Source organism: Cohnella cellulosilytica (genome assembly GCF_042431195.1).
Taxonomy (GTDB): domain Bacteria; phylum Bacillota; class Bacilli; order Paenibacillales; family Paenibacillaceae; genus Cohnella; species Cohnella cellulosilytica.
In genome coordinates this window covers 147,878-174,792 of record NZ_JBHMDN010000016.1, presented here as the reverse complement: position 1 = coordinate 174,792, position 26,915 = coordinate 147,878, and the positions used below count along the sequence as shown (strand labels likewise).

24 protein-coding genes are annotated in these 26,915 nt (G+C 55.2%); all 24 read right to left on the bottom strand.

Annotation, left to right across the window (positions count from 1 at the left end):
- Positions 1-139 precede the first annotated feature (139 nt).
- The 24 genes from ACFFT4_RS12765 to fdhD all read right to left on the bottom strand — a co-directional run bounded on the left by ACFFT4_RS12765 (position 140) and on the right by fdhD (position 26,915).
- Positions 140-1,621: an aldehyde dehydrogenase family protein gene (locus tag ACFFT4_RS12765; protein WP_378048159.1), complete on the bottom strand. Its 1,482-nt coding sequence runs from the start codon at positions 1,619-1,621 to the stop codon at positions 140-142.
- Complete coding sequence (locus tag ACFFT4_RS12760) at positions 1,618-2,625, bottom strand: 2-hydroxyacid dehydrogenase (RefSeq protein ID WP_378048157.1); 1,008 nt, start codon at positions 2,623-2,625, stop codon at positions 1,618-1,620. The genes ACFFT4_RS12765 and ACFFT4_RS12760 overlap by 4 nt, the downstream gene beginning before the upstream one ends.
- Before the next feature lie 27 nt (positions 2,626-2,652).
- Complete coding sequence (locus ACFFT4_RS12755) at positions 2,653-3,822, bottom strand: iron-containing alcohol dehydrogenase (RefSeq protein ID WP_378048155.1); 1,170 nt, start codon at positions 3,820-3,822, stop codon at positions 2,653-2,655.
- Between the two features lie 32 nt (positions 3,823-3,854).
- Positions 3,855-4,919 carry an Ldh family oxidoreductase gene (locus ACFFT4_RS12750; protein WP_378048153.1) on the bottom strand — a complete coding sequence of 355 codons (1,065 nt, stop codon included), beginning with the start codon at positions 4,917-4,919 and terminating at the stop codon, positions 3,855-3,857.
- Positions 4,891-5,592 (bottom strand): RraA family protein, encoded by a 702-nt coding sequence (locus tag ACFFT4_RS12745; protein WP_378048152.1) that lies wholly within the window; start codon positions 5,590-5,592, stop codon positions 4,891-4,893. The genes ACFFT4_RS12750 and ACFFT4_RS12745 overlap by 29 nt, the downstream gene beginning before the upstream one ends.
- A gap of 25 nt (positions 5,593-5,617) precedes the next feature.
- Complete coding sequence (locus tag ACFFT4_RS12740) at positions 5,618-6,496, bottom strand: NAD(P)-dependent oxidoreductase (protein WP_378048150.1); 879 nt, start codon at positions 6,494-6,496, stop codon at positions 5,618-5,620.
- Positions 6,497-6,562: 66 nt separating this feature from the next.
- Complete coding sequence (rpiB, locus tag ACFFT4_RS12735; RefSeq protein ID WP_378048148.1) at positions 6,563-7,045, bottom strand: ribose 5-phosphate isomerase B; 483 nt, start codon at positions 7,043-7,045, stop codon at positions 6,563-6,565.
- Positions 7,046-7,143: 98 nt separating this feature from the next.
- Positions 7,144-8,223: an ADP-ribosylglycohydrolase family protein gene (locus ACFFT4_RS12730; protein ID WP_378048146.1), complete on the bottom strand. Its 1,080-nt coding sequence runs from the start codon at positions 8,221-8,223 to the stop codon at positions 7,144-7,146.
- Positions 8,220-9,992 carry a glycoside hydrolase family 13 protein gene (locus ACFFT4_RS12725; protein ID WP_378048144.1) on the bottom strand — a complete coding sequence of 591 codons (1,773 nt, stop codon included), beginning with the start codon at positions 9,990-9,992 and terminating at the stop codon, positions 8,220-8,222. The genes ACFFT4_RS12730 and ACFFT4_RS12725 overlap by 4 nt, the downstream gene beginning before the upstream one ends.
- A gap of 7 nt (positions 9,993-9,999) precedes the next feature.
- Complete coding sequence (locus ACFFT4_RS12720; protein ID WP_378048143.1) at positions 10,000-10,860, bottom strand: carbohydrate ABC transporter permease; 861 nt, start codon at positions 10,858-10,860, stop codon at positions 10,000-10,002.
- 179 nt (positions 10,861-11,039) lie between these two features.
- Entirely contained in the window at positions 11,040-11,924 is an 885-nt protein-coding gene (locus ACFFT4_RS12715) for a carbohydrate ABC transporter permease (RefSeq protein ID WP_378048142.1), read from the bottom strand.
- 113 nt (positions 11,925-12,037) lie between these two features.
- Complete coding sequence (locus ACFFT4_RS12710) at positions 12,038-13,378, bottom strand: ABC transporter substrate-binding protein (RefSeq protein WP_378048140.1); 1,341 nt, start codon at positions 13,376-13,378, stop codon at positions 12,038-12,040.
- A 210-nt stretch (positions 13,379-13,588) separates the two neighbouring features.
- Positions 13,589-14,617, bottom strand: coding sequence for a LacI family DNA-binding transcriptional regulator (locus ACFFT4_RS12705; RefSeq protein ID WP_378048138.1), 1,029 nt, complete (start codon positions 14,615-14,617; stop codon positions 13,589-13,591).
- A 218-nt stretch (positions 14,618-14,835) separates the two neighbouring features.
- On the bottom strand, positions 14,836-15,342 hold the full coding sequence (locus ACFFT4_RS12700; RefSeq protein WP_378048136.1) for a hypothetical protein: 507 nt from the start codon (positions 15,340-15,342) through the stop codon (positions 14,836-14,838).
- Positions 15,343-15,720: 378 nt separating this feature from the next.
- Complete coding sequence (locus tag ACFFT4_RS12695) at positions 15,721-15,921, bottom strand: hypothetical protein (protein ID WP_378048135.1); 201 nt, start codon at positions 15,919-15,921, stop codon at positions 15,721-15,723.
- Positions 15,918-17,021 (bottom strand): peptide-methionine (R)-S-oxide reductase MsrB, encoded by a 1,104-nt coding sequence (msrB, locus tag ACFFT4_RS12690; RefSeq protein ID WP_378048133.1) that lies wholly within the window; start codon positions 17,019-17,021, stop codon positions 15,918-15,920. The genes ACFFT4_RS12695 and msrB overlap by 4 nt, the downstream gene beginning before the upstream one ends.
- A 17-nt stretch (positions 17,022-17,038) precedes the next feature.
- On the bottom strand, positions 17,039-17,605 hold the full coding sequence (locus ACFFT4_RS12685; RefSeq protein WP_378048131.1) for a redoxin family protein: 567 nt from the start codon (positions 17,603-17,605) through the stop codon (positions 17,039-17,041).
- Positions 17,606-17,625: 20 nt separating this feature from the next.
- Positions 17,626-18,342 carry a cytochrome c biogenesis CcdA family protein gene (locus tag ACFFT4_RS12680; RefSeq protein WP_378048129.1) on the bottom strand — a complete coding sequence of 239 codons (717 nt, stop codon included), beginning with the start codon at positions 18,340-18,342 and terminating at the stop codon, positions 17,626-17,628.
- Positions 18,343-18,359: 17 nt separating this feature from the next.
- Positions 18,360-19,325 carry a sensor histidine kinase gene (locus ACFFT4_RS12675; protein ID WP_417291707.1) on the bottom strand — a complete coding sequence of 322 codons (966 nt, stop codon included), beginning with the start codon at positions 19,323-19,325 and terminating at the stop codon, positions 18,360-18,362.
- An 80-nt stretch (positions 19,326-19,405) separates the two neighbouring features.
- On the bottom strand, positions 19,406-20,113 hold the full coding sequence (locus ACFFT4_RS12670) for a response regulator transcription factor (RefSeq protein ID WP_378048126.1): 708 nt from the start codon (positions 20,111-20,113) through the stop codon (positions 19,406-19,408).
- 84 nt (positions 20,114-20,197) lie between these two features.
- Positions 20,198-20,782: a stalk domain-containing protein gene (locus ACFFT4_RS12665; RefSeq protein WP_378048124.1), complete on the bottom strand. Its 585-nt coding sequence runs from the start codon at positions 20,780-20,782 to the stop codon at positions 20,198-20,200.
- Positions 20,783-21,813: 1,031 nt separating this feature from the next.
- Positions 21,814-24,945, bottom strand: a complete 3,132-nt coding sequence (locus ACFFT4_RS12660) for an S-layer homology domain-containing protein (RefSeq protein ID WP_378048123.1) — start codon at positions 24,943-24,945, stop codon at positions 21,814-21,816.
- Between the two features lie 125 nt (positions 24,946-25,070).
- The gene (gene moaA / locus ACFFT4_RS12655) at positions 25,071-26,084 is read right to left on the bottom strand and encodes a GTP 3',8-cyclase MoaA (RefSeq protein ID WP_378048121.1); all 1,014 of its coding nucleotides are present in this window, start codon (positions 26,082-26,084) and stop codon (positions 25,071-25,073) included.
- A gap of 21 nt (positions 26,085-26,105) precedes the next feature.
- Positions 26,106-26,915 (bottom strand): formate dehydrogenase accessory sulfurtransferase FdhD, encoded by an 810-nt coding sequence (gene fdhD, locus ACFFT4_RS12650; RefSeq protein WP_378048431.1) that lies wholly within the window; start codon positions 26,913-26,915, stop codon positions 26,106-26,108.

Sequence of the window (26,915 nt, the reverse complement as noted above, 5' to 3'; positions counted from 1 at the left end):
AATAGGATTCTATCATATTGATCGCAGAAAAACAAAGGTTTTAAACGAGGCGGTCAGTCGCACAAAAAAGCGGGGCGCCCCAAGTCGGTTTTCACCGGCTTTTCGGACAGCCCCGCAGCCCAATCGGCATTATTCGGATTTAGTAATACACGACCTTGCTTTCGGTAAAAAATTCCCGGTTGCTGCTCCCGATCGAGTAGGCGCCGAACCCGGACATTTTGACGCCGCCAAACGGAATATGCGCCTCGCTGGCCGTCCCCGTATTGATATGCACCATGCCGCTTTCCAGCTCGGCGGCAAAACGCCGCACGGCTGCAATCCGTTCGGTAAACACGCACGAAGCCAGCCCATACACGGTTCCATTGGCAATCTGCAGCGCCTCGTCTTCGCTGGCGGCCGAAAGCACCGAAAGCACGGGCCCGAATATTTCTTCCTGCGCCGCCTTCATTCCCGGCTGAACGCCGACAAGCAGGGCGGGACGCATATAAGCTCCGGACGCGTACACGCCCTCCGTCAGCACTTCTCCGCCATACGTCAGTTCGGCTCCTTCCTCCAGCGCGGCATGCAAATGCTTTTGTACGGAATCCAAATGAGCCTGATTGACCAGCGGACCGACCGCAGCCGATTTGTCCCATGCCGGACCGATGGCAAGCTGCTCCATTTGACGCTTGAGCGCCGCCGTCAATTCTTCAGCATGCTCTTGCAGTACGACCACTCTGCTGATCGCCGTACAGCGCTGGCCGCTGCAAGCGAACGCCGCGGCCGAAATCTGCTTGGCAACATACTGGACATTGCTGTAATCAAGCACGACCGCAGCATTTTTGCCGCCCAGCTCAAGCTGCGTGCGCGCCAGTCGCTCGGCGGCTTTCAGCTGAATGCCGATGCCAAGACCCGTGGAGCCCGTAAAGGTAATGCCTTTCACAAGCGGATGACCCACAAGCGCGTTGCCCACGGCGCCGCCCGCCCCGCTTACCAGGTTGACCGCTCCGTCCGGAACGCCGGCCTCCCGGAGCAGCTCCATCAGCTTCGTCGATGTCCAGGGCGTAGCCGACGCCGGCTTGTATACCACCGTACAGCCGTAAGCCAGCGCGGGCGCAATCTTGCGAACGGGCGTCACCACCGGAAAATTCCAGGGCGCAATCGCCGCCACAACGCCAATCGGCTGTCGTTCAAGAGTGTGGTACCCGATACCGCTGTCGGCCGGAAGCGCCTCGCCGCCCATCCGCAAGCCTTCCCCCGCCGCAAAGCGGGCTTCTTTTGCCGCCCGCCCTACCTCGCCGAGCGACTCGGCCAGCACCTTGCCTTGCTCCGCCGACAACCGATACGCCAATTCTTCGCGGTTGGCTTCAAGCAGATCGGCAAAACGAAGCAGCACGGCGGAGCGCTCCGAAGGCGAGGTTGTCGACCAAATCGCAAACGCGCGATGCGCGGCTTCTACAGCCGTCCATACGTCCTCCGCCTGCGATTGCTGAAAATATCCGAGCAGCTGCTCCCGATCGGCAGCGTTGTAAACGGCCGCCGCCTCGCCCGAGACGCTCGCCCTCCATTCGCCGTCGATGAAATTGCCGTACGTTTGGCCCGTGTTGCGGGCCAACCAATCGTTCATATTTGCAATTGTCATGGATTCATCCCCTTCCGCCCTGCTTCGCGTCCGGACGCTCCGGCTTGCGGATTTAGCGCCGTGCGGGGGATTTCGCCCTGCAGCGCGGCAATTACCGCATCGACGCACAAGCCCGCCATTTCGCCGCGCGTCTCCCGGGTGGCGCTGCCCGTATGCGGCGCCAGGACCGCATTGTCGCATTGCAGCAACAACGGCTCTACCAACGGCTCCCGCTCGAATACGTCCAGTCCCGCGCCGGCTATCGTACGCCGCTTAAGCGCGTCGGCCAGCGCCCGCTCGTCAACCAGCGCTCCTCTGGCCGTATTGATCAGAATGGCGTCCGGCTTCATCATCCGGAGCTGTTCGGCTCCGATCAGGTGGCGATTGGCCTCGGAGAAGGGAGCGTGGAGGCTGACGTAATCGGATTCGCGCAGCAAGCGCTCGAGCTCCGCATACTCCGCCCTTAGTTCGTTCGCAAGAACGGGATCCAGCGGACGTCGTCCGCTGTACAGCACCCGCATGCCGAAACCGGCGGCCCGCCGGGCCGCAGCCTGTCCGATGCGTCCCATCCCGACAATGCCGAGCGTCTTGCCGTAAACCTGACGCCCCAGCAGCAAGTCCGGTTTCCAGCCGTCGAATTTTCCCTCGCGAACCAAACGATCGCCTTCCGCAATGCGGCGCGAGACGGCCAACAGCAGCGCCCAGGCCATATCCGCTGTAGCTTCCGTCAACACATCGGGCGTATTGGCCACCCAAATGCCAAGCTCGGTAGCCGCCGCCACATCGATATTGTCGTAGCCTACCGCATAGTTGGCGACAATTTTCAGCTTCTTCCCCTTGCTCAGCATCCCCCGTCCCATCGGATTGACCAGCATCGTGATTGCGCCGTCCGCTTCCGCAATGCCCCGCTCCAGTTCGGCCGGAGACGGGTCGCCGCCTTCATGCACGTTCACGTCCGCGATTCGGGCAAGTCGTTCCAAATGATCGCCCGGCAGCGGGCGGGTCACAAATATATTCGGCTTCACGTTCTCACTCCTCGCATTCAGCTGTTCCTATTGACGCATCGCCCGGCGGCAGATGTCCATCAGATCGGCTGCGCGCGCCAGCCGCGGATTCACCGCCACATTGCCGGACAGAAGCGATTCCTCGGCAATCACGGGCAACTCTTCTTCCGTAACGCCGAAATCGGTCAACGTTTGATGGATTCCGATATCCCGCATAAGCTGGCGTATCGCCCCGACGCCGGCCTCGGCAATCTCGCGGTCGCTTCTGACGCCGGCCTCGACTCCGAAGATGAGGGCAATCTCCTTGAACTTGCCGATATGGGCCGGCAAATTGTAATCCATCACTTCCGGCAGCAATATCGCATTCACCAGTCCGTGAGGAATATGAAATCTCGCGCCCAGCGGAAGCGCCAAAGCATGGGCAAGTCCGAGTCTGGTCGCGTTAAACGCCATGGCGGCAAGCAAGCTGCCGAGCAGCATGTCGTAGCGGGCGTCCAAGTCGTTGCCCCGCAGCACGGCATTGCGCAGACTGCGCGCAATCAGCCGCATCGCCTGCAGCGACATCCCCTCCGAGATCGGCTGCGTCGCTTTATTGACATAGGACTCCAGCGCATGCACCAGCGCGTCCATTCCCGTTGCAGCCGTCACCGAAGGCGGCAGCGACAACGTCAGCTCCGGATCGCACAAAGCCAGATCGGGGCAATTGTAACGGCTGCCCACGCTGAGCTTGACATTGTTCGCCTTGTCCGACAGCACCGACCAAATGGTAATCTCGCTGCCCGTTCCCGCGGTAGTCGGAATCGCAATGACGGGCGCGCCCTTGCGCGGCACCTGATGGATGCCGACATAATCCCTGATCGATCCTTCGTTGCCAAGCATCAGCGCTACCGCCTTGGCCGTATCCAGCGCGCTGCCGCCCCCGATGCCGACAACAATGTCGCATCCTCCCGCTTGGGCCCGTCGGACGCCTTCCGCTATGGATTGAATATCGGGGTCGGACTCCACATCCGAGAACAGCTCGTATTCAACTCCCCCGCGCTCCAGCTCGGCCGTTACCTTGTCGGCAACGCCGGCCTTCAGAACGCCGGGATCGGTCACAACCAGCGCTTTGCCGCCGCCCAGTCTGCCGATATGTCCGGGCAAGCCCCGCACGGCGCCGTTGCCGAATTCGATGGCTGTAGGCAAATCATATTGAAAAAGGCGCGTACCTTCGTTCATCTCCGTCTCCTCCGTCCCCATTGCCGTCATTTTCAGGCGGACGCATGTCCGTCCAATTCCACGCCGTATTTCTTTCCCCAACCGCGAAGCGCGGTAGCCACTCCGGCGGGCAGCACGATCCCGTCGCGCTTGCGGCGCTCGAACGTGCGATGCTCAAGCTCGCCCGGAACGAAGATTTCCGCAACGCCCGGCGCCTTCGGCTCCGCTTTCAGCGCATCGATATATTGATCCATTCGGCTTCGAAATTCCGCCTGCGGCATAAAGCGTTCCACATCGAGCGCAATAAACAGATGGCCGACATTTTGCGGATTCACCCAATCCTCATACATGTTATGCACCTTGTCGCCATAACCGGCTCCGGTCAGCACGCCGCATAAAATATCGATAAACATGGCGATCGCGTATCCCTTCGGACCGCCCAACGGCAGCACCGAGCCGGCGAGCGCAGCCTGCGCGTCGGTAGTCGGCCGGCCCTCCTTGTCAATCGCCCATCCGGCCGGAATCGGCTCCTTCTTCTCGGCGGCGACAATGATTTTGCCGCGCGCCACCACGCTGGTCGCCATGTCCAGCACGAAGGGCAGCCGCTCGCCCGCAGGAATGCCGACACACAGCGGGTTGGTGCCGAGGAACGGCCTCAAGCCGCCCGCAGGCGGCATCGTCTGCGAAGCGTTGGATAACGCAATCAGAATAAAGCCTTCATCGATCGCCTTCCGGGCATAATAAGCGCATGTGCCAAAATGATTGGAATGACGAATGCCCGCAATGCCGCAGCCGTGCCGCCTGGCGGAATCCAGCACCTGCTCCAGCGCAAACTGGCCGGCCACCGCGCCGAAATTGTTTTTGCCGTCTATAAGCAGCACCGGCGCATGATCCCGAAGGACCGCCGGCGCCGCCGCGGCTTCGATCATGCCGCCTTCGAGCCGCTTCAAATAAATATCGAGCCGTACGACGCCATGAGAGTCGACGCCGTGCAAATCCGCATCGACCAGCGTTTCGGCCACAAGCCTCGCCCCGGCCTCCGGCACGCCGGCGCGCATCAGCACCTCGCTGCCGAACCAGCGCAGTTGTTCATCGCGAAAAATCATATTTGCCGTCAATGACTTCACATCCTTTTAGCCGCAGCGTCTCATCGACCCACGATCTGTCGGCCTCTCCGCTTGCCGCTTCCCGCAGCATTTTTTCTTCGCGAATTTGTTGGGCTTCAATCGATTGCAGCAGCGCCTCCGCCTCTTCCAGCGGCACGACGGCCAGCCCGTCCTCGTCGCCGACGATAATGTCGCCCGGCTTGACCAGCATGCCTCCTACCGAAATGGGGACGTTGATCTCGCCCGGACCGTCCTTATAGGGACCGCGATGCGTGACGCCGCGCGCATATACCGGAAAATCTCCGGCGGAGAACGCAGCCGTGTCGCGTATGGCGCCGTCGATAATAAAACCGGCAATCCCTTTGCTTTCGGCAAGCCGAAGCATAATCTCGCCGACGATCGAATTGGTCACGTCGCCGCCCGCGTCTACAACGATGACATCTCCCGGCAAAGCCATATCGATCGCTTTGTGCACAAGCAGGTTGTCTCCCGGCCTCGTCTTGACCGTCAACGCGGCTCCCAGCAAACGCCCCTCCCGGTGAAAGGGGCGCAAGCCGGCGGCAATGGCGTGCAGCCTGCTCATGTTATCGCTGATATGAGGGGTGACCACCTTGCGGAATCGTCCGACCAATTCGGCGGAAGGCATCGCCCGCTCCGTATAAACACGAAATCCTTGTTGCGGCATTCCAGCCCCTCCCGTTCTGTCGTCTTTAGGCGCGTTTGGTCTTGACGCCGATGTGCTTGCTGATCGCGGCAAAGTCCAGCTCCCCGTCCTCGGCAAGCGCGGATTCGAACAGTTCCCTTGCAGACGCTGCCAGCGGCAGCGGCAGCTTTCCGGCGGCGTCAAGCGCGATGTCTACATCCTTCTTCATCAAGCGCAGCTTAAAGCCCGGCTCGAACGCCCGGTCGTAGACCGCATCGCTTTTATTCGCGAAAATCCAGGAATTGCCCGAGCTTCCGCCGACGACCTGCCGTAAAACGGCGCGGTCGATCCCCAGCTTGTCCGCAAGCGCGATCGCCTCGGACGCCGCCGTCATATGAACGGCCGCCAGCATTTGATTAATCGCTTTAACCGCTTTGCCGGAACCGATCTCGCCCGTATGAATGACTTTCGCCGCGATTTGGCGCAGCACCGGCTTCAGGAAACCGATCAAGGCCTGCTCTCCGCCCGCCATAACCGTCAGAGTGCCGTTGGCCGCGCCGATCGTCCCACCGCTGACCGGAGCGTCCAGCACTCTGCCGCCTTTGGCCGCAAAGGTTTCGGCTACCTTCCGAATCGCTTTCGGCGAACCGGACGTCATTTCCAGCAAAACCGTTTTTTCATGCACATGACGCAGCACGTTTTCGGATAACACGACTTCCTCAATCTGTTCGTCCGCGGGCAAAATGGTCACCACCCAGGCGCAATTGGCGAACACGTCGGCCGCCGTCGGATGAATAACCGCGCCTTTGGCCGCAAGCGCCTCCGCCGGAGCGCCGTTGCTGTGCACCGTCGTATGAATGCGAAACCCGTTTTCCGACAAACGTTCCGCCATAGGCAATCCCATCGCGCCCAAACCGATAAATCCAAGCACCTGTTTCGTAGTCATGGTTGTGTTTCTCCTCTCTCCTATCGACTCTCTGTTGCCCTTGCAATGTTTGACGCCGTCTCGGCGTTAGTCCCGGCCTTCTTCCGCCGCCAGCCATTCCAGGGCGGCCGTTCTCTCAAGCTGGCGCAGCTTCTCCACTCTTCGGCGAAAATGAGTCTCCGTGCTGAATTCCGCCGACAAAAATGCGGCTGCATACGCCGCTGCAACGGTAGGCCCGATCACCTGGGCTCCGATGCACAATACGTTGACATCGTCATGCTCGACGCACTGCGCCGCACTGTAAATATCGTGGCCGACCGCCGCCCTTATGCCCGGGATTTTATTGGCCGCGATCGCCGCGCCCACCCCGGTTCCGCATATCATAATGCCCCGACCCGCCTGGCCGCTCCTTACGGCGTCGCATACCAATCTCGCAATATCGGGAAAATCGACCGGCTCGGGAGAGTAGCTGCCAAAGTCTTTCACCTCGGCCCCCAACTCCGCAAGCGCCTCAAGCATATGCGATTTTAACGGAAAACCGGCATGATCGCTTCCAACGGCTATAAGCATCTGTCCCGCTCCCTCCTTGCCGCAGCTGAAAACGGCTGCCGTCGCCCGTCTTGCGGCATAGCGGCAGCCGTCGCGCTATTCGTCCGGACGCAAACGGCTTAAACGATCAGCGAAGCCACTTCCTTCGCGTGCGCAATCGTTTTTTGACGTTCGTTTAATACGCCTTGATAGATGACTTCGGACATTTCGGCCAGCGAACGGCGGGAAACCGTATACGGGTTGGTCGTCATCGCGTCGTCAACGGTCTCGATCCATTCCTTGCGCAAGGTCGAAGCTCCGCGCAGAGCGCCGCCAAGACCGGAGGACACGGCCGCAAGGCAGTCTGTGTCCCGTCCGAAGTTGACCGCTCCGATAATTAATTGTTCGGGATCTCCTTTGGCCACGTAGAACAGGCAAAGCGCCTTGGTGACAATTTCGTTGCCCATACTGAAGCAGTAAGGCGTACCTACTCCGTTGTAGTGCTCGTAGAACCAGGGCATCAATTCCTCGATGCTGGATTTGTTTTGCGAAGCCTCCAGCGCTCTTTCCAGCTCGTCGCGCACCGGTTGGGATACGTAACGCAGCGCAGCGTCGACAACCGAGTCCACCGTTGCCGTCGGGCGCATCGCTTCGGCAATGCCTGCCGACGTTACCGTCGCCCAGTCCAGACCGTAAGCATGAAGCGGTTGATACAGACGGCCGACCTCCCACGTATCCGTGAACGCCTGATACGGATTGCACGCATTGATCAGGCCGATCGGGTGACACGATCTTGCGAACGATACGATGCCCATATAATCGGAATAATTGCCGATGTAGCCGGCCGGAAGTCCCGCTGCGGCCAATTTATATAAAATTTCATCGCAAGGCTCCATCTGTACATTAAAGTTGTTCGGATTAATATCGCGCAGCCAGATTTGCTTCAAATCCTCCGCCGTGATCCGGCCGTTCTTCTCATGGATGGCCGATACCATCAAGCGTTGGCGTTCAATGCCGTCTTCCGTCGTACCCGGCTTGCGCTGATAGGCCTTGTAATGACTGTAGCTTTCCAATTTATCCAGCACCCCGTACTTCTCTTTGATTTTTTCGGGGCTCCACGTTTCCACCATCGCTCCCATCGAGGATCCGATGTTGGAAGCCGCGATACATCCAAAAATTTTGTCGTAAAGCTGAGTGTCTTTCATGTCTACCGTTGTCATGGTTGATTCCCTCCAGAGGTTCGTGTATAAAGCAGTATGAATCCAAACTCGCCGAGCTTCACTTCAAGACTCCCGTCCGCCTCCGTTAACGATTCGCCGCTTTCGAGATTGACGAATATTGCGCCTTGCGGCGCCCGAACGCGAATCGCGGCCTCTCCGGCAGCATTGTGAAAAAAGGCCCATACCGCCTCTCCTTCCAATTCCCGGGCAAATCCGTACACCGCATCCGTCTCGTCCGCATACAGCTTGCGGAACTCCCCCTGCACGAGCGGCCGATATCGTTTCCTCCACCCCGTGCAGCTCCGATACAACGCCAGCAATTCAAGGTTTTGCCGTTCCTTCTCCCACACCATGCAGCGCCTTGCCTGTACAAAATCACCTCCCTTCATGCCCACCTCGTCCCCGTAATAAATCATCGGAATGCCGGGATAAGCGAACATAAACGCCGTCGCCAGCTTGACCCGCTGCACGGAACCGCCGCAAATTTCCAGAATACGCGGCACGTCGTGACTGCCGATCAGATTAAACATGACGCGGTTGGTCTGATCCTGATAGCGAATGCGAGCGGAAAACAATTGCTCGTCCAGCTGTTCCACGCCGATCTTCCCATAGGCAAAAAAGTCGAGCACCGCCTCCCGGAACATATAATTGGTAATGGAATCAAACTGGTCGCCCTGCAGCCAGGTTGTTCCGTCGAGCCAAACTTCGCCGAGAATAAACGCCTCGGGATTAATGTCGCGCACCACTTGCCGGAACTGCCGCCAAAACGCATGGTCGATTTCGTTGGCCACGTCGAGGCGCCAGCCGTCGATTCCTTTGCGGGTCCAGTAGGCCGCAACATCCAGCAAGTATTTGCGCACCTCGGGATTGTCGTGGCGCAGCTTCGGCATGCGCGCCGTATGGGAAAAGGTATGATAGCTCTGATTCGGTTCTTCCAGCACCAGCGGCCACCGGCGAATCTGGAACCAGTCGTAATAGGCGGACTTGGGACCGTGTTCAATCACATTGCGGAAGGGCGCAAACAGAAGCCCCGCATGATTGAACACCGCGTCGAGCACGACCCGTATGCCTCTGCCGTGGCAGGCGGCGAGGAGCCGGTCAAACGCTTCATTGCCGCCAAAATGAGGATCGATCTGATAATAATCCGCCGTATCGTATTTGAACGTCGACGGAGCCTGAAAGATCGGATTCAGATACAGGGCATTGACGCCGAGCTCGGTCAAATAATCGAGCTTCTCCACAATGCCGTCCAAATCCCCGCCGAAGAAGGTGGTCATCGTTGGCGGTTCTCCCCACGGCAGCACGCCGGACGGGTCGTTTTCCTTATCTCCGTTAAAAAAACGATCTGCGCCGATCTGATAAAAAATCGCTTGTTCAAACCATTCGGGATGGCGAATCGTATCCGCAGCCGCAATATACGGGAACTCGAACCATTTGTTGTCCGGTTTGCCGTCCGTCAATCCGCGTTCGCTGTACCACCCCTCGCCGCCGCCCGACCGCAAATGAAATACGTATTTGGGACGTCGCACCTCGAGCCGCAGGTCCGCATACCAGTAATCGTACATCCGGTCATTGCCGGCAAATCTCAAGCGGGCAACCGATTCGGGCGCAGGCGCCGGCTTTTGTTCATGGGAATACCGATCCTGGAATACGACCTCTCCGCCGTCAATATCCCGGCGTTTTACCCGGATCGTGACACGAATCGTTTCCGGGTCGAGGGAATAGCAATACTGGTCTTTCGGAACATGGTAGATCGCTTCTTGCAGCATGTCGATATCATCCTTTCACGCCAGTAAACACGATGCCTTGGATAAAGTACTTCTGAGCAATGATGAACAATACGATAATCGGAATCATGGACGTGGCGCTGGCCGCCATCAGCAGGTTCCAGTCCACATTGAACTCCTGCTGGAAGGCCCGGAGGCCAAGCGTAATCGTCCACAGCTTGGTGTCGTTCAAATAAATGAGCGGGTGCAAGAAGTCGTTCCAGCTATACCGGAAGGTGTTGATGGCCACAATGCCGATGACCGGCTTGGACTGCGGCAAGATAATCCGCCAGTAGATGCCGAACAGAGAAGCCCCGTCCACCGTTGCCGATTCGTCCAAATCCTTGGGCAGATTGCGGAAAAACTGACGGAACAAAAACACATTAAACGCCCCTGCAAAAAAGTGAGGCAGGATGAGCGGAATAAACGTGTTGACCCACCCGATCTTGCTGAAGATCACGAAGGTGGGAATCATTCTGACGATTTCCGGAAGCATCAGCGTGCTCATAATGAGCGCGAACACGACATTGCTCCCGCGCCAGCGCAGACGCGCCAGCGAATAGCCGACGATGGAGGAGGAGAACACTTGCCCCACTACGGCCAGACCGGTGATCAAGAACGTATTGTAGTAATACAAGCCGAACGGACGCATCGATAGGGCTTCGGCATAGTTGCTGAATTTGATCGGATTGGGAATCCATTCGATCGGCCACGCAAATACCTGGCTTGGAATTTTCAACGAGGTGCTCAGCATCCAGACGAACGGAATCATGATCACCAGCCCGCCGGCCGTGAGCAGCGCGTACAATAGAGCGTTGATGACGAAATTGTTTTTTTTCATGCTTGTCGCTTTGCCAGCATCTGTCCGCAATCGGTTCACCCCTTCCTATGGGCGTGTATGCAAACCCGCTCAGGGGCATCTTTCACCGCCTTTTCGCCCCCTGCTGCGTCACTTTTGTTTGACGTACCCCCGGTACGCCTTCACAAAAGTTCCTTGCATGGAACGAAAATTCGGCAATATCTGCTGTCCTCGGAGGTTGCATACGCGCCCTAGCCGTAAAATACTTTCTTTTCACCAAATCGGAATACGATAAAGGTCAGCAGGCCGATGTACAGGAACAAAAGCCAGGACAACGCGCTGGCATAGGCCATGCGGTATTCTTGGAACGACGTATAGAAGATGTGAAGCATAAAGAAGTAGGTCGATCTGGCCGGTCCGCCGCTGGTCATAATGTACGCTTGATTGAATACTTGCAAAGCCCCGATAATGCCCATAACCAGGTTGAAAAAGATGACCGGAGACAGCATCGGCAGCGTAATTTTGAAGAAGGTCGTCATGCGGTTCGAGCCGTCCACCTTAGCCGCCTCATAAAGCTCCGTGGGAATCCCTTGCAAGCCCGCCAAGTAAATCAGCATGCCTCCGCCCACGCCCCATAAGCTCATAATGACAAAGGACGGAAGCGCCCATTCCATGCTGCCAAGCCAGTTCGGCCCCGAAATGCTGAACCATTTCAGGATCGAGTTGAACAAGCCGAAGCTTGGATCGAACACCAGAATCCACAGGAAGATCGTTGCAATCTCCGGCAGCACCGACGGGAAATAGTAGACGGTCCGGAACACGGATATGCCTTTCAGCTTCTGGTTGAGCAGCACGGCAAGCATCAGGCCGAGCACCAGCGTAAGCGGTACGCTGAATAACGCGTAAAGCGTCGTGATCTTAATGGAATGCCACACCAATCTGTCTTCAAACAGCATTTGCTTGTAATGCTCCAGTCCGACAAAGCCGGGCTTGTTGAAAAAGTCGTAGTCGGTAAAGCTCATGCCCAGGGAGAAAGACATCGCTCCCAAGGTCAAAAACAGAAAGCCGATAATCCACGGCGACGCCATAAGCCAGCCGGTAAGCTCTTCGCGCCGGGAGCGTTGTGAACGTTTCATCGCTTGTCGCCCCTTTGGGCAGGCGGATGGAAGAGGACCTGTCCGTTCCTTTTTATCCGCCTGCATCATTCAAGTATTTGGGTCAGGCTCGCTTGCGGCGTGCTGCGCCGGCTTTACTTGCCGGCCTCGATATCCTTGATCAACTGATTCAGTTCGTCGTTTGCTTTCTCCATAATGGCTTTAACGTCGGAGTTTTTGCTCGACAACACTTCCTCCATTCTGGAGCCGAACACGGTTTCACTGCGCGGCATCGCCGGGAATTGCGTTGGACGGGAGACGCCCAATTCGGCTGTCTTGAAGACGATGTCGCGCATTTCCTCATCCAGATGCGTGAACGCATGCTCCTGCGCAATGCTTTTTTTGCTGGGGAATTCGCCGTTCTCGGCCAATACCATCTGACCGTCGTCGCTCATCCACCAGTCGATGAACTCCCACGCGGCATCTTTATTTTTGGAGCCCGAGTAGATGCCCCACGCATTGGAGATGACGATCGGGTAGGAACCGTTTTCACCTTTCGGCGGCATGACCACACCCCAGTTGAACGCCCATTTGGAAGGCGTTTTCTCGGTGCCGGCGATATCCCACGAACCGGACCAGTTCATCGCCAGGTTGCCGGACTCGAACGCTACGCCGCCGGCTTGCGAAGCGGATTGCGCCGTCGGGGCCGGAGCCGACTTGTCTTCGTATACGAGGTCTTTCAGGAACTGCATCGCCGCAACGGTGCCCGGGCTCGTGACAAGCGCCTGGGAGCCGTCCTCGGAAAAGTATTCTCCGCCCATCGCGTACGCCCAGGCCAGGAAGTGGGTTCCCACCCAAGGACGCAGGTTGTAGCCATACTGGTTTTTGTCCCGGTCGGTCAGCTTCAGCGCGATATCGCGGAACTCTTCAATGGTCCAATCGTTCGTCGGATAAGGCACATTCGCCGCGTCGAACAGATCTTTATTAAAGAAGATGAAGTAAGACATATTCAAAATGGGAAGTCCATGCAATTTTCCTTTGTACATATGATCGGACAAGCTTTTAACATAGTAATCGCTCTCAAGCTGGATATCGGATTTTTCCAAATAAGGCCCCAAATCTTCGAGCAATCCTTTGGAGGAAAACGACAGATTGCGGGTCGAGTCCGTAAACACGACGTCCAGAGGCTGGTGTCCGGCTACCATCGACGTTATTTTCTGGTCGATCTCGGATGTAGGGGCGTTAACGGCATGAACCGTAATATTGGGATGTTTTTCATTGAAGGCGCTCACAATCTTTTTCCACAGGTCGCTTTCCGGATCGAATTTCCAGGAAAGCACGGTGATTTCGGTTTTTTCTGTGCCCGAATCGCCCGGCTGCCCGCCGCTTGCAGAATTCGTATTCGTACCTGCCGGGGGTGTTGCCGTTTTGGAGCAGCCTGCCAAGATCAAAAATACGCAAAGCATTGTCGCCATCCATTTCATACTTGTTTTCATGCAATCCCCTCCATAATTTTGTGAATTATTGTCCGTCTTTGACTTCGAGGCTATTCATTTCCCCATCCTATTCCCCCTCTCAATTAAACCGGTTGTATATCATTAAATTGTTGAAAAACCTTTATATAACTGGTCTCATTCGATATAAAGTAAGAATTTGTAAGCGTTTTAATGGGAACGGTGCCAATTTTGCGCTTAAAAAAATGCGTATTAGTCGCATTTTTTTGTGCTGCCTCTTAATATAATTTCCGGCTTCCTGATAATTTTACTCGGGAGCCATACTTCACCCGTGACCCGCTTTAACAGCATCTCCATCGCCGTTCTCCCCAGCCATTCGACGCTTTGACTGACTGTCGTCAAGCTCGGCCGCGTATTCCGGAAAAACTGGGAATCGCCAAAGGAAATGAGCGACAGCTCTTCCGGCACCGAAATCCCTTCATCCATCAGCAGGTTGAGACAGGACATCGAGGTCACTTCATTCGACAGGATCAGACCGCTGGGTTTCTCTTTATCCAGGTAGCTTTTCATGAAATAGTAGCTGCTATCCATGTCTGTCGGCATTTTCGCTACAAATCGGTCTTCGAACGGAATGTCGGAATCCCGGAACGCCCTTTTGAAGCCTGCAATTCGCTCAATGTTGTGCGCCAGTACCGTTCCCTTGACTTCTCCGACCAGCAGACGAATCTCGCGGTGCCCCAAATCGAGGAGATGCTTGCCCGCCAAGTAGCCGCCTTCCTCGTTGTCGGTGCTTACAAAACTGTGCTCCGCCTCCGGATCGTGCTTGCCCAGAAAAACGTAAGGGACTTTCATCTTGTCCAAATCGCGGCCAAGGTTCACATCAAGCGGACCGCCCAATATCAGAAAACCATCCACCGTATGACGCTGCACGACTTCCGTGTACGATCTGGCATCCTGTCCGCTCAGACTGAGCAGCAGAATATTGTAGCCTTCCCGATTGGCGACCGTTGTAATCCCTTTCAAGACGGTTGGAAAAAAAGGATTGAGCACGACGTCGCTAATTTGCTGTTCGGATACGACCATGCCAATGACGTGATTTTTACCCAACGCCAGCGAACGAGCCGTACGATTGGGCGTGTAGCCCAGCTCTTTAATCGCCTTCCATACCCGCTGTTTCGTCTTCTCGTTGACAAGAGGCGAATCGTTAATGACCCGGGACACCGTTGATTTGGTTACATTCGAAGCTTGGGCCACATCCAATATCGTAACCTTTCTGGGCATCTCGCCGCCACCTCCTATACATCCGACATCACCCATTATAGTACGGAGCGAAATTGATTGCAACCGTTCCCATAAATTTATTTTGGAGCCATCCGTTTGATCGTCTTTGGAGGCCGGTACGCCGAAGAGCGCGTTTACACGTTATCAACAAAAAAACGCCCACGGAGCAGTACCTCCACTCCCGCAGACGTTTCTTATACCGACTGGATTCCTCTTGATTACACGGTCCGCTTCTTGAAGCCGACCAGCAGCACGGCGCCGGCCACGATCAGCAGCATCGCGATGATCGGCTGGGACGTGAAGCGGCCGATCAAGGAGCCGATCGAAAATACCATGAAGAACAACGCCGACAGCACCGACAAAATATTGATCGGAATGAGCAGCCACTTGTTGCGGCCGCCGAAGAAGTAAAATTCGAACAGACCGACCGCGACGGCGAAAATAAATCCCGGCCACATATAGCCCCAGCTTCCGAACACCGTCGCAATCTGGCACACAACCCCTGCCGTGATCAATATTCCACCGGGAATCAGCAGCCCGATGCCTCTCTTTTCCAGCATGGAAAAATACATCCAGTGAAAAAACAAGCCTAACGGAATGACGAACATGCTCGGCCACAAATAGCTGATCATCGTTCCCGTGCCGATCGCCTCTCCCTTGCCGAAGATCAGCAGCAATGCTCCGACCGCCAGAAGGCCAAGTCCCATGAGCGCACGATTGTTCAACTGTATCCCTCTCCTTTTCCTTGTCCCACCAGTCTCATTATTTCTATTTTATCCGAAACCCGCCCTTGGCGAACTCCAGCCCAGGCCAAGTCGGCCCCTGGACCAAAGTCCGGTTTTTCGCTGTAACAAATAGAAGGACAAGAACGGCCGCGGCGCCAAGCAGGCCAATAAGCACAGGCAATCGCCCCGTTTTCTTCGCCTGTACCAGCTTATTGTTTCCCCGGGTTAGTTGAATGACCTCCTGCGCAACAACCCCAGTGCCTTATGCGGCACTGGGGTTGTGGTTACAACTGCTCTGCTTGGATTGCTGTTGTTCGACCTACAGGCGTTGGCTTCATCTGAAAAGCGATCGCACAGCCGATTTTCTCCAGTATACTTTCATTTGTCTCTTGAAATTCCCAGCATCGTATCGATTTCAGAATCTGATAGTATGGGATTGTCTCCTTCAAGAGCCTCAAGAAGCAACTGTTTTTCTTCTTCATCCTGCACTTCGTAGATATCCGGCCCTAAGACTTGTTCGACTTCAACGAGCATGAATATCCTGCTATCAATCTCAATATGCACCTGCACCGGTTTCATTTCTCTTCCACCACGGAGGTCAAAAACCCGTAGTGTTCCTGATCCATCTGCGCGAGCGGGACGAATCGGATAGATGCGCTGTTGATGCAGTAGCGCTTGCCTCCGCGATCTTCGGGTCCGTCGTCAAACACATGGCCGAGATGAATGTCGCCCGCCCGGCTTCGCACCTCCGTCCGAACCATCCCGAAGCTTGTATCTTCATCATAGGTAACCACGTCCGGAATAATCGGCTTCGTGAAGCTCGGCCACCCGCAACCGGAATCGTACTTGTCCCGACTGGAGAACAGTGGTTCTCCGGTCGCAACATCCACGTAAATGCCAGGCTCCTCGTTATCCCAATACTCGTTGGAGAAGGCGCGTTCCGTATCATTGTTGACGGCTACCGCATACTGCGCGTCCGTTAACCGTTCCTTCAATTCTTGATCCGACGGCCGCGGATATTGCGAAGGATCGATCACAATCTCTTGTTCATCCAGAATGCTTAGATCGATATGGCAATAACCGTTCGGATTTTTCTCCAAATAATCTTGATGATACTCCTCCGCCAGATAATAGTTCTGCAGCGGCAATACTTCGGTCACAATGGGCTTGCTGTACTTTTCTTGCTCTTTGGTCACCGCTTGCTGAATCACTTCGGCATCCTCGGCATCGGTATAGTAAATCCCCGTTCTATACTGAACGCCTTGGTCGTTCCCTTGCTTGTTTACGCTAGTGGGATCGATGACCCGAAAATAATCGGTTAGCAGCTTCTGCAGGCTGACTTGCTTGGGATCGTATTTCACATGAACCGTTTCGGCAAAACCGCGATTGCCCCGGACCACCTCTTTATAGGTCGGATTCTCGCCCTCTCCGTTCGCGTAACCCGATGTTACGTCGTAAACGCCGTTAATGCGGGACATATACGCTTCCACGCCCCAGAAGCAGCCCCCGGCCAAATACAACTCCCGCAAATCGGAGTCGGCTATTTGAACGGCCTTCTCGGATCGGGGTGTCGCTGCTCCCGCTGCGTTCTGCCGAACAGGATCGGCGTCGATGCTCCCGCAGGCGGACAATACTAGGATCAAGGCGGCCAAAAATAAGCCTAAGGCAGCGTTTCTCAAGAGTCTTCTCTCCCTTCTCATAGGATTTCCTTGAAGGTTTCCGTAATCGCATCGTTGAACGCATGACCGGGCGACGATTTGACCAGAATGCCGTCCGAGCCGATATAATAGGAGCTTGGATAAGCCCGCAGGCCGAATTTCTTCGCCCACGTCCCGTCCTCGTCGAACAGCACAGTGAGATTGTCATAGGATTGCTTGGTGAACCATTCGGTAAAATCCTTTGCGGATTTCTCCCCTTTATAGTTAGGCGTGACGATCGTAACCACTTGGAAGCCGTTGTCTTGACCGGCCAGCGTATTCAAGTCCTCCAACCCCGCCAGACAGATCGAGCACCAGGAAGCCCAAAATTTCACATAAACCCTCTGGCCGTTAAAATCCGCAAGCCGGACCGGATTGCCGTTCAAGTCGCTTAACGAGAATGCGGGAGCTTCCTCCCCCTTGTTCGCCGCTGGGCCGCTTGTCGTCATTGACTTTCCCGCTGCGGAATCTTGCATCGTCGTTTCCTTGGCTCCGCATCCGGACAGGACCGCAAGCAGAACGCCGGCTGTCAGCGCATATTGGACCCATTGCTTTGAAAGCTTCATGCTCCATCCCTCCCAATCGTTTACTGAAACCACATGACAATCGTATTGAGCCGGTCCGTCATCAGCGCAATTCCCATCAGAATGAGGATACAGCCGGATACGGCCCGAATCAGACCCATGAATTTATACAGCCGTCTGATCCGCGCGAGAATAAAATCCGAAAATACCGACATCAGCAAAAAGGGGATCGCCAAGCCCAGCGTATAGACGAACATCATAAAGCCGCCGTAGACGGGAGAGCCTTCGCCGGCCGCGATACTGAGAATGCCTGCAAGCACCGGTCCGATACACGGCGTCCATCCGAAGCTGAAAGTCAGCCCGAGCAGGAAAGCTCCAATGTATCCTCCCTTGTCGATACGCTCGGCGGAAACCTTCCTTTCCCGCTCCAGAAACGCAAGCTTGATCCATCCCGTCTGATATATCCCGAACAGGACGACGACGGCTCCGCAGACAGCAATAAATCGGGAGCTTGTGAACAAGGTGCCGAGCGTCCCCGAGCCAAAACCGAGGAAGATAAAGACGGTAGACAACCCAAGGACAAACAACAGTGTCCTTACGATTAACACAGGCCGGAGCCGAATGGACCCGGTGTTGACTCCCTCCCGGTTCGCGTCCTTCGCGCCGGTTCCCGACAAGTAGGCCGCATAGACGGGAAGCAGCGGCAAAATACATGGCGCAAAAAACGATAGCAGCCCTGCGCTAAATACGCCGAAGAGGAACAAGGGATCGCCTGCCAATTTGCCACCTCCCAACCTTATATTTTTGGATTGCTGTAGATCGGCAGCGTAAACCAGAAGCAGCTTCCCTCCCCGACGGAACTGCGCACGCCGATTTCGCCGCCGTGGAGCCCGACGATGGATTTGGCGATAGCCAACCCCAGCCCGGCGCCTCCGCTGCTTTTGCTTCGTGATTTATCCACCCGGTAAAATCGTTCGAAGATGCGGGAGGTTTCGGCCGCTTCCATTCCTTCGCCTTCGTCGGCGACCGAGATGTTCAGAAAGGACTCGTTCAGTCGACTGGCGGATAACACGATTTTCCCTCCGACGGGGGAATATTGAATGGCATTTTGCAGCAAGTTGGATAGAACCCGCTTAATCTGGGCGGGCATCATATTCGCGGCAGGAAGTTTATCCGGCATCTCAATCTCTACCTTAAGCCGCTTCTCCTCCAGATGCAGCGAAAAGCTTTCCAATGTGCCAATCAGGATTTCGTCCACATGATAGGGCTGCGGGGCGAACGTTTCCCCCTGCGCTTCCATGCTGGAAAGCTCAAACAAGTCTTGAATGAGCCCTCCCAGCCGCCTGGTTTCCAGCCGAATCGTATGAAGATATCGTTGAAAGGTTTCCTCATCCTTGATCACCTCGTCCTCCAACGCTTCTACGAACGATTGGATGGAGGCCAGGGGCGTCCGCAGATCGTGGGAGACATTGGCAATCAACTCCCGCCTCGCCGATTCGGAGCTGTACAGACTATCGAAGCTTTCCTTTAATTTATGGCTCATCTCGTTGAACTGTTGGGCCAAAATCTTGAATTCCAGGGGACCAATCGACGGAACCTCGGTATGGAAATCCCCTTCGGCAATTCTCTTCGTCTGTTGGGTGATCCTCGCGATCGAATTTTCCAAAGGACGGGTCAGCAGATGCTGCAGGATAAAAGAGAGCAGACCGATGCCGGCCGTTACGCTGGATAACCAGTAAAGCTGTTCAATCGATAGCAGCATTTTGGAATAAGAGACGAACAAACAGATTAATAAAACGCCAATGCCGGCAAAATTGGCCAACAATAAATTCGTTCTTAGTTTCATGGGACGGCCTCACCCGCAAATTTATAGCCAATGCCCCACACCGTCTTGATATATTTAGGCTCCGAGGGATTCGGCTCAATCTTCTCCCTCAATCTGCGAATATGCACAGTCACGGTGGTCGTATCTCCCTCATAGCTGAAATCCCACAGTTTGCTCACAATCTGATTTCGGGAGAAGACTTGGTCCGGATGGCTGGCCAGCAATTGCAGCATCTCGAATTCCGTAACCGTCAAGTCAATCGCCCTCCCGCATACTTCAACTCTGCGTTTGCCAACGTGAATCGTGATCCCCTCGTATTGGAGCACTTGTTCGGAGGACGGATCCCGGGCAGGCTGTATCTTGCGAATCCTGCGCAGAATCGCCCTGACGCGAAGAACGAGTTCCCTCGGGCTAAAGGGCTTCGTCAAATAATCGTCCGCCCCTAAGGTCAGCCCCATCAACCGATCCTGCTCTTCGCCCCGCGCGGTCAGCATGATGATCGGGGTATCCTCCGTTTGGCGAATCTCCTTGGCTACCTGCCAACCGTCCTTGCGGGGCATCATGAGATCGAGCACGATCAGGTCCGGCCTTGCGCTGGACCATATCTCCAGCGCTTCCTGGCCGTCTCTCGCGGTCATGACTTGATAGCCTTCCCGTTCCAGATATCTGCGGCACACATCCGTAATATTCGCTTCGTCATCGGCGACCAGCACCCGCTCGTTCAATCCGCCCCACCCCTAACGTCCGATAAAAGGAATTAACTCGATCATACCATAAAATGGCTGCTCAGCCCGGCTGTATTCCCGCTATTATTGAGCCGGCTTCATATATTTTGTTACAAATGCTTCGACAACATAAGTGCTATTGCGATAAAGCACAGGCGCTGTATCCAGATTCATCTGCTTGCCGTCCACGGTCATCTTTTTCGAACCGATCCATACTTTAATCGTTTGTCCCGCATGCTGCATTTTATCCTCCATCCTTTTGCCGTCGTCCGTCATCATGTCGTCTTCCATCATCATGTCATCGTTGGTCATCATGCCATCGTCCATCATCATGTCATCGTTGGTCATCATGCCATCGTCCATCATCATGCCATCGTTCGTCATCATGTCGTTGTTCGTCATCATGTCGTTGTTCGTCATCATGTCGTTGTCCGTCATCATGTCGTCCTTTGTCATAATGCCTGCGTAAACCAATGTTATCGACTTTTCCTTACCGTTCCATGCCACGCGGTATCCATACATCTCCGCCGCTTGTCTCAGATGCACAAGCTCCATCCCATTCTGCTTGATCGTCTTCGGCGCTTCCGCGCTCGCCGATCCGGCAAAAGTCAGAGAGAGTACAAGCGCTGCCAACAAAACGAACATCTTGCCCTTGGTTGCTCTAATCATTCCCGATCACGCTCCATATCGATTTATCCTGCAAAAGTAGAGTAAGCCAAACCGCTTACGATTTTCTAAGCAAATGATTACGATTGTATTACGACGCTGAAGTGAGCAATAACGGGCCGCTCTGCCCATAAAAAAACCAGAACAAGGGAGTGCCTTGTCCTGGACGGTTGCAGACTGGATTCGCCTGTGCGTTACGCTATCGAAATAACGATTCTCCATGAGCCTGATGTGTAGATGCAAGGTGGCTGTCCCATAGGCCCGAGGCAATTAAAATGATCAAAAAAAGAATGGGGATATATCTCCTGTAGAGCGAAGCGTCTGCCTCATACGGTCATGAAATTACCCTGTCACGGGTTAATCCATTCCTGATTTCATGGCCGTATCAGCTGCGGAAGGAGATATATCCCCATGGTATTAAATGGATCATTTTATAGAGTTGACCCTTTAAGGACTTACGGATAGTCTCCTTCATCATTTTTCATGCAGGGGCAAATCTAATATTGTCTTTTACGCTTCAGGATCAGAAAGATCAAGAGCACGGCAGCGCCGGCGCCCCCGACAATTAGAGATGTACGAAAGGGGGAGAAGGTTTGTCGCGCAGCTGTAACGGAAAGCGCGGCAGCCCCGGCCCCGTCATTAATCGTTTTATATGCTGCCGTTACGGGAGATTCGGCGACGCTTTTGTCGCTTTTATTTGGCTTGGATTGTAATTCCAAGTAGGCTTGGTAGGTCTCTTCGTATTGTTCGGGCGTCCATTGCCCCATCGTTGAACCGTTGTATAATTCGATTTGCGGACTTCTCTTTGTTCTTCGGAGAATTCTTTGCTTGTTACCGTCCCAATGACAATAAGGCTTGATACCCATTTCACACCTTAATAGAATTCGTTCCAGGTGACTAATTAAAAAACGGAAGCACGCGGCTTAATGTTGCAAATCCTTACTGCGACGCCGTCCAATGTAAGCGGCGGGCGCACCGGCACAAAAAAATGCCGCTCCTCCAACGATGGGAAGAGCGGCATTTTTCCGGAATCGCTATCTGATCCCGCGCGTGGGGACCGCCGACTTGACGGGCGTAGCGAGGCTTTCGCTGCCTTTGTTATCCACTGCCGTAACTTTGTAGTAGTGCGTCTGGCCGATGGCGGCTGTCGTATCGGTAAACGTCGTGCCGCTAACCCGGGCGCCGATCGTCACGAATGTGCCGTTCGCAGCGTCCGAACGCCATACGTTGTAGCCTGCCGCGCCGCTGACCGCGCTCCAGCTCAGCGTCACCCTCCCGCTGCTCGGCTCGGTCTCCGCCTTAAAATTTCCCGGTGCGGCAAGGAGCAGCAGATTCGGGTTGATCGGGATGACAACATTCGGGTTAATCGGCGTAACGACGTCGCGAATTCCGGCCTGCTCCGGCTTAGCCGCCTGAATCCGGGAGTCCTTGCTTTCGAAATCCAGATTATTCACCGCAGTCACCTTATAGTAGTAGGTTCTGCCATTTTCAACCGCTGTGTCCGTAAATGTCGTACCGCTGGCTACAGAGCCTATCGTCACGTAAGCCCCGTCGGACGCATTCGCACGCTTCACGTAATAACCCGTCGCTCCCTCCACCCGGCTCCAGCTCAGAGCGACTTTCCCGCTATAGGGCTCAGCGATAAAATTGTCGGGAGCGGGCGGTTTAATCAGCTGGAGAGCCTCCGGCATTTCTCTAAAGAGGACATCCGGGTTGATTCGCAAGTCAAGCTCCGTCAGCTTGCCTTTATCCACCCATGCCCAGTTGCTCAGGCCGCTCTCTCCATTAGAATCCACAGCCGTGACAACGTAAAGATAGCTCTCTTCCCACCGGGCAGTCGTATCGGTGAACTTGGCTTCCGTCAGGTTCTTGGCCAGTGTCATCAAACCGCCGTTCACCTTATCGCTTCGCCTCACGTTATACGTAATCCCGTTGTGTTCCATCTGAAGTCCCAATGGCCCGCTGCTGTTGTCCGCGAATCGCATGCCGTCGAGACGATCCCACTGCAGAGCAACGCCCGATCCGCCTCTTGTTGCCTTCAGACCGGTAGGCCGCGGCGGCGGCAGATTCGCGATCTTAACCGGCAGCACCGGGGCTGCGCCCTCGCCATGCGGATTCACGGCAGCCACTTGATAATAATACGTTTTGCCTCTTGCGGCTGCGGTGTCCGTATACGTGACGGCTTTCAGGTTGGAACGCACCGTCTTGAACGGGCCTCCCGGAGCGTCCGCGCGCTTCACCGTATAGCTCGTCGCTTCCTTGGCGGCGCTCCAATTCAGCTGGACGTTGATGCGATCCGTGATCGTTAGGGCCAGCTGCGGCGGATAAAAGATTTCGCGAACGAGCTGAGCCTGCAAATTCCCGGGCGCCGGCGGCGGCGGACAGAGCAGCTGATCCTCAAATAGCGGATAGTTCAGGTTGACCAACGTTTTACTGAGCTTCCCTTTGGCTACCCACACATCGTAACCGGCGATCACGTCCAGCTTGAGAAATGCGTCAACCCGGATCTCATCGCATCGCCCCAGTTCATAATAGCGGTAGAAGCCCGCCTTGATTCCCGGATACAGTTCGAGGCCGGCATAGGCGATATCCAATAAGGTCAGCGTCAGCTGCACATCCGGCCCTGCGGCAAGACTGGCATTCAACTTGGAGTTCACGGCGAGCGTTGCGGTGTTCGTCGTCTTGTTGATCGGTTGGAAGCCTTTGCTCGACGAGACGGAGAAGCCTTGCTCCAGATGAAAGCGATCCTCGAATTTGATTTCGAGCGAGGCTTTGAAATCGGGCTCAATCTTCAAATAGAGCTGTCCTTTGATGAACACGCCCGTAAAGACAGGCACATAATACGGAGTCGTCAACGGAATGTACACGGGCTTGGCGATCGCTTTGTTCGCTCGCACATTCACGTTCGTCGTAACGTCCCCGGTTAATACCAATTTTGCATAGAAATCGAGGTTGACATCAAACCAATCCACATCGACATCAAGTCCGATATCCGCATCGACGCCCAGATTGCAAAAATTGATCCGCGCATCCATGGCAAATCCGTCGTAGCTCGCATTATCCATCTTGATCATGAAGCAGGGCAGCTTCAGCGCCACGTCCTGCGCGGAGGCCAGCTTCGCGGTTGAATCCGGCATGTCCGTCACAATTTGAATCGAAGGATCGGCCGGGGTAAGCAGCCTGGGATCAATCGCCTCGGTCGTATGGATATCCAGCTTGGAGAAAACCTCTCGCACCTTGGGGACGGACGTCGTCACAACCAGCGCGCCGTTCTCCTTGCGAACGGACACTACCTTCTTGGCAATGCCGCCATAAAATTCCTCGTTCGGAGGCAGGACGAATACCTCGCCAACGTTCAGCGTCAAATCCGGATCGTGAATGACCCATGTGCTGTCGTCTTTTTTCGCGTACTGTTTGCTGGCACTCCTCTTTACTTCCGGCAAATATTCGACGATTTTACGCGTATCTCCCGGGTTCGACGACGAGGATGACGATGAAGGCTGCTCCGATGAATAATGAAGCGCGCGCACGGCCATCGTCGCCGCTTCCGCTCGCGTGGATGGGTTGCCGCCTTTGAACGTGCCGTCCGGATAACCTCTAATGATTCCCGTCCGCAGCGCCGCTTCGATCAGATCGCGGTGGCTCTTGATCTCTCCCTGGTCCTTCAATCCGCCCAGCATCTTCTCTTCCGTCTGCGGCGCGAGCTGAAGCGCTCTCACAATCCAGACCGCCATCTCGCGGCGCATAATCGGCCGGCTCGGCCCAAAGCCGTCCGGGTAGTCTCCGGCTATCAGAATGCCCTGCTTTAACCCCGCCGCAATGTAAGGGGCGGACCAACGCTTCTGCTCCACGTCGCGGAATGGAACCTCTCTGGAATCGACCGGGATTTTTCTTAAATCGACGAGTATTTTCAGAAACTGCTCCCGCGTCACATCGCCGTCCGGCCGAAAAGTTCCATCCTCGAAGCCCGATACGATGTTCTGTTCCGCAAGCTCCGTAATATCGTTGTACGCCCAATGGGACGGAATGTCCTTGAACGTAACGGTCCGTGCTTTGCCTTGGCTGTCGCTTGCGGCAGCTTCGGCAATATACGGGGGCGTCATGCCGAACAGCATCAGGATAACAGCCGCCCAGAGGATCGCTTTATTGCCTTTCCTTCTCCGCAACTCTCTCACCCTTCCCGATTGTGATCAATATCACGGTATCATTGAGCGGAAGGTGGCGATATTACCCGAAAGTAGCAATTCAGGAGTAGTTGCGTAGCAGGCGCCGCGAATATCCGAGGCTGACTTTATCCCCCGATGTGAGACATTTCGATTTTGGGCGAGTGGCTTGAATGCGAGGAGGCTCGCTCCTCCGAATAGCGATCGCTTCTTGCCATCCAGACCGCCTCAATAAACCTGCCGATTTCCGTATCGGTCCGATCCGACCGGAGAAGCTCGCGCAAGTCGTGTCCGCGGGAAGCGAATAAACAGGTATACAGCTTTCCTTCGGCGGAAATTCTTGCTCGCGTGCAGGTCGAGCAGAAAGCGTCGCTGACGGACGAGATGATGCCGATCTCCTCGTCGCTCCCCTTGTAGCGATAGCGTGCAGCCACTTCGCCGCTATAATGGGCGTCTAAAGGCTCGACAGGCGCCCACCCCTGGATGATCTCCAGAATTCTCTTCTTGGTGACCACCTTATCCAGCTTCCAGCCGTTCGTATTGCCCACGTCCATAAATTCGATAAACCGCAGAGTGAGCTTCTTGTCGCGAAAATAAGCGGCCATCGGCAAAATATCCTGCTCGTTGACCTCTTTTTGGACCACCATATTGATTTTCACCTTTAAGCCCGCCTCTGCCGCCGCTGCAATTCCGTCCAGAACGGGCTGAACTCCGCTTCTGTCGCCGTTCATCAGACGGAACCGTCGGTCGTCGAGGGAATCGAGACTGACGGAGACCCGCTTCAAGCCCGCATCGTAAAGCTCCTTGGCATATTTGCGAAGCAGGACCCCGTTGGTCGTCAACGCGATGTCCTCCACTCCCTCGAGCCGGTCCAATTCGCGGATGAAAGACGGGAGCCCTTTTCTCAGCAGCGGTTCTCCGCCCGTAATGCGCAATTTCCGGACGCCCAGGGAGACGAAGATTCGGGCCAAGCGAACCGTCTCTTCGTATGTCAGGATGCTCTCCTGCGGCAAAAACTGAAAATCCGGACCGAATATTTCGGCCGGCATGCAGTAGCGGCAGCGAAAATTGCATCGATCCGTCACGGATATTCTCAAATCGCGCAAAGGACGATTGCTTAAATCTGCGAGTTTGTGCTCCATCGTCTTCACACCGATCTCTGTTTATTGTTGTTCTTCCGCCAGCTCCTCGATCCTTGAAGGATGAGTATAGACGTTTAGCGAGCGCTGCCGGATAAAGCCGACCGTTGTGATCCCCAGCTCATCCGCAAGCTGCAGCGCAAGCTGGGTCGGGGCTGACTTGGAAAGCACGACCTCGCACCCGATTTTCGCGACCTTCAATAAAATCTCCGACGAAATGCGTCCGCTGAACGCCATGATTTTACCCGTTAACGAAATCGCGTTTCTTAAGCAGTAGCCGTATATTTTATCCAGCGCGTTATGTCGGCCGATATCCATTCTTGACAGGACGATCCCGTGTTTGTCGCACAGCGCGGCATTATGAACGCCACCCGTTTGTTGGAACACGTCCGCCGAGCTTTGCATCAGGTTCATGAGACGAAAGCAATCGTCGAACGATAAAGCGACCTGGCGGTCCGTCATCGCTTTTGCCGTCCTGGCGTCGTTGATAAAATAAAAGCCTTGCCTGCTCTTGCCGCAGCAGGAAGTAATATACCGCTTCGAATGAAACCGTCGATAAAACTCGTTCAGCTTTTGGGTTTTGATATGAACGAAGCCGTCTCCGGGCTCAAACCAGATATCGTCAATGTCCTCGTAACGCCGAATCACGCCTTCGGAGGCCAGAAAACCGACGACCATGTCCTCGATATCTTGCGGCGAACAGACCATCGTCGCGAATTCTTCGCCGTTGATTTGGACGGTTACCGGATATTCGGTCACGACTTGATCCGGCACACGTTCAATTTTACCATGTTGATACCGAATAATCTCGCGCGTCTGCTCAACCGAATCCAT

Excerpts from the sequence above, each read along its gene's own strand:
- ACFFT4_RS12695 (WP_378048135.1), bottom strand. The coding sequence starts at position 15,921 with ATGAAACCGGTGCAGGTGCATATTGAGATTGATAGCAGGATATTCATG.
- ACFFT4_RS12685 (WP_378048131.1), bottom strand. The coding sequence starts at position 17,605 with ATGAAGCTTTCAAAGCAATGGGTCCAATATGCGCTGACAGCCGGCGTT.
- ACFFT4_RS12740 (WP_378048150.1), bottom strand. The coding sequence starts at position 6,496 with ATGACTACGAAACAGGTGCTTGGATTTATCGGTTTGGGCGCGATGGGA.
- moaA (WP_378048121.1), bottom strand. The coding sequence starts at position 26,084 with ATGGAGCACAAACTCGCAGATTTAAGCAATCGTCCTTTGCGCGATTTG.
- ACFFT4_RS12755 (WP_378048155.1), bottom strand. The coding sequence starts at position 3,822 with ATGAACGAAGGTACGCGCCTTTTTCAATATGATTTGCCTACAGCCATC.
- ACFFT4_RS12675 (WP_417291707.1), bottom strand. The coding sequence starts at position 19,325 with ATGCTGCTATCGATTGAACAGCTTTACTGGTTATCCAGCGTAACGGCC.
- ACFFT4_RS12765 (WP_378048159.1), bottom strand. The coding sequence starts at position 1,621 with ATGACAATTGCAAATATGAACGATTGGTTGGCCCGCAACACGGGCCAA.
- ACFFT4_RS12705 (WP_378048138.1), bottom strand. The coding sequence starts at position 14,617 with ATGCCCAGAAAGGTTACGATATTGGATGTGGCCCAAGCTTCGAATGTA.
- ACFFT4_RS12725 (WP_378048144.1), bottom strand. The coding sequence starts at position 9,992 with ATGCTGCAAGAAGCGATCTACCATGTTCCGAAAGACCAGTATTGCTAT.
- rpiB (WP_378048148.1), bottom strand. The coding sequence starts at position 7,045 with ATGCTTATAGCCGTTGGAAGCGATCATGCCGGTTTTCCGTTAAAATCG.
- ACFFT4_RS12730 (WP_378048146.1), bottom strand. The coding sequence starts at position 8,223 with ATGACAACGGTAGACATGAAAGACACTCAGCTTTACGACAAAATTTTT.
- ACFFT4_RS12665 (WP_378048124.1), bottom strand. The coding sequence starts at position 20,782 with ATGATTAGAGCAACCAAGGGCAAGATGTTCGTTTTGTTGGCAGCGCTT.
- ACFFT4_RS12715 (WP_378048142.1), bottom strand. The coding sequence starts at position 11,924 with ATGAAACGTTCACAACGCTCCCGGCGCGAAGAGCTTACCGGCTGGCTT.
- fdhD (WP_378048431.1), bottom strand. The coding sequence starts at position 26,915 with ATGGATTCGGTTGAGCAGACGCGCGAGATTATTCGGTATCAACATGGT.
- ACFFT4_RS12710 (WP_378048140.1), bottom strand. The coding sequence starts at position 13,378 with ATGAAAACAAGTATGAAATGGATGGCGACAATGCTTTGCGTATTTTTG.
- ACFFT4_RS12745 (WP_378048152.1), bottom strand. The coding sequence starts at position 5,592 with ATGCCGCAACAAGGATTTCGTGTTTATACGGAGCGGGCGATGCCTTCC.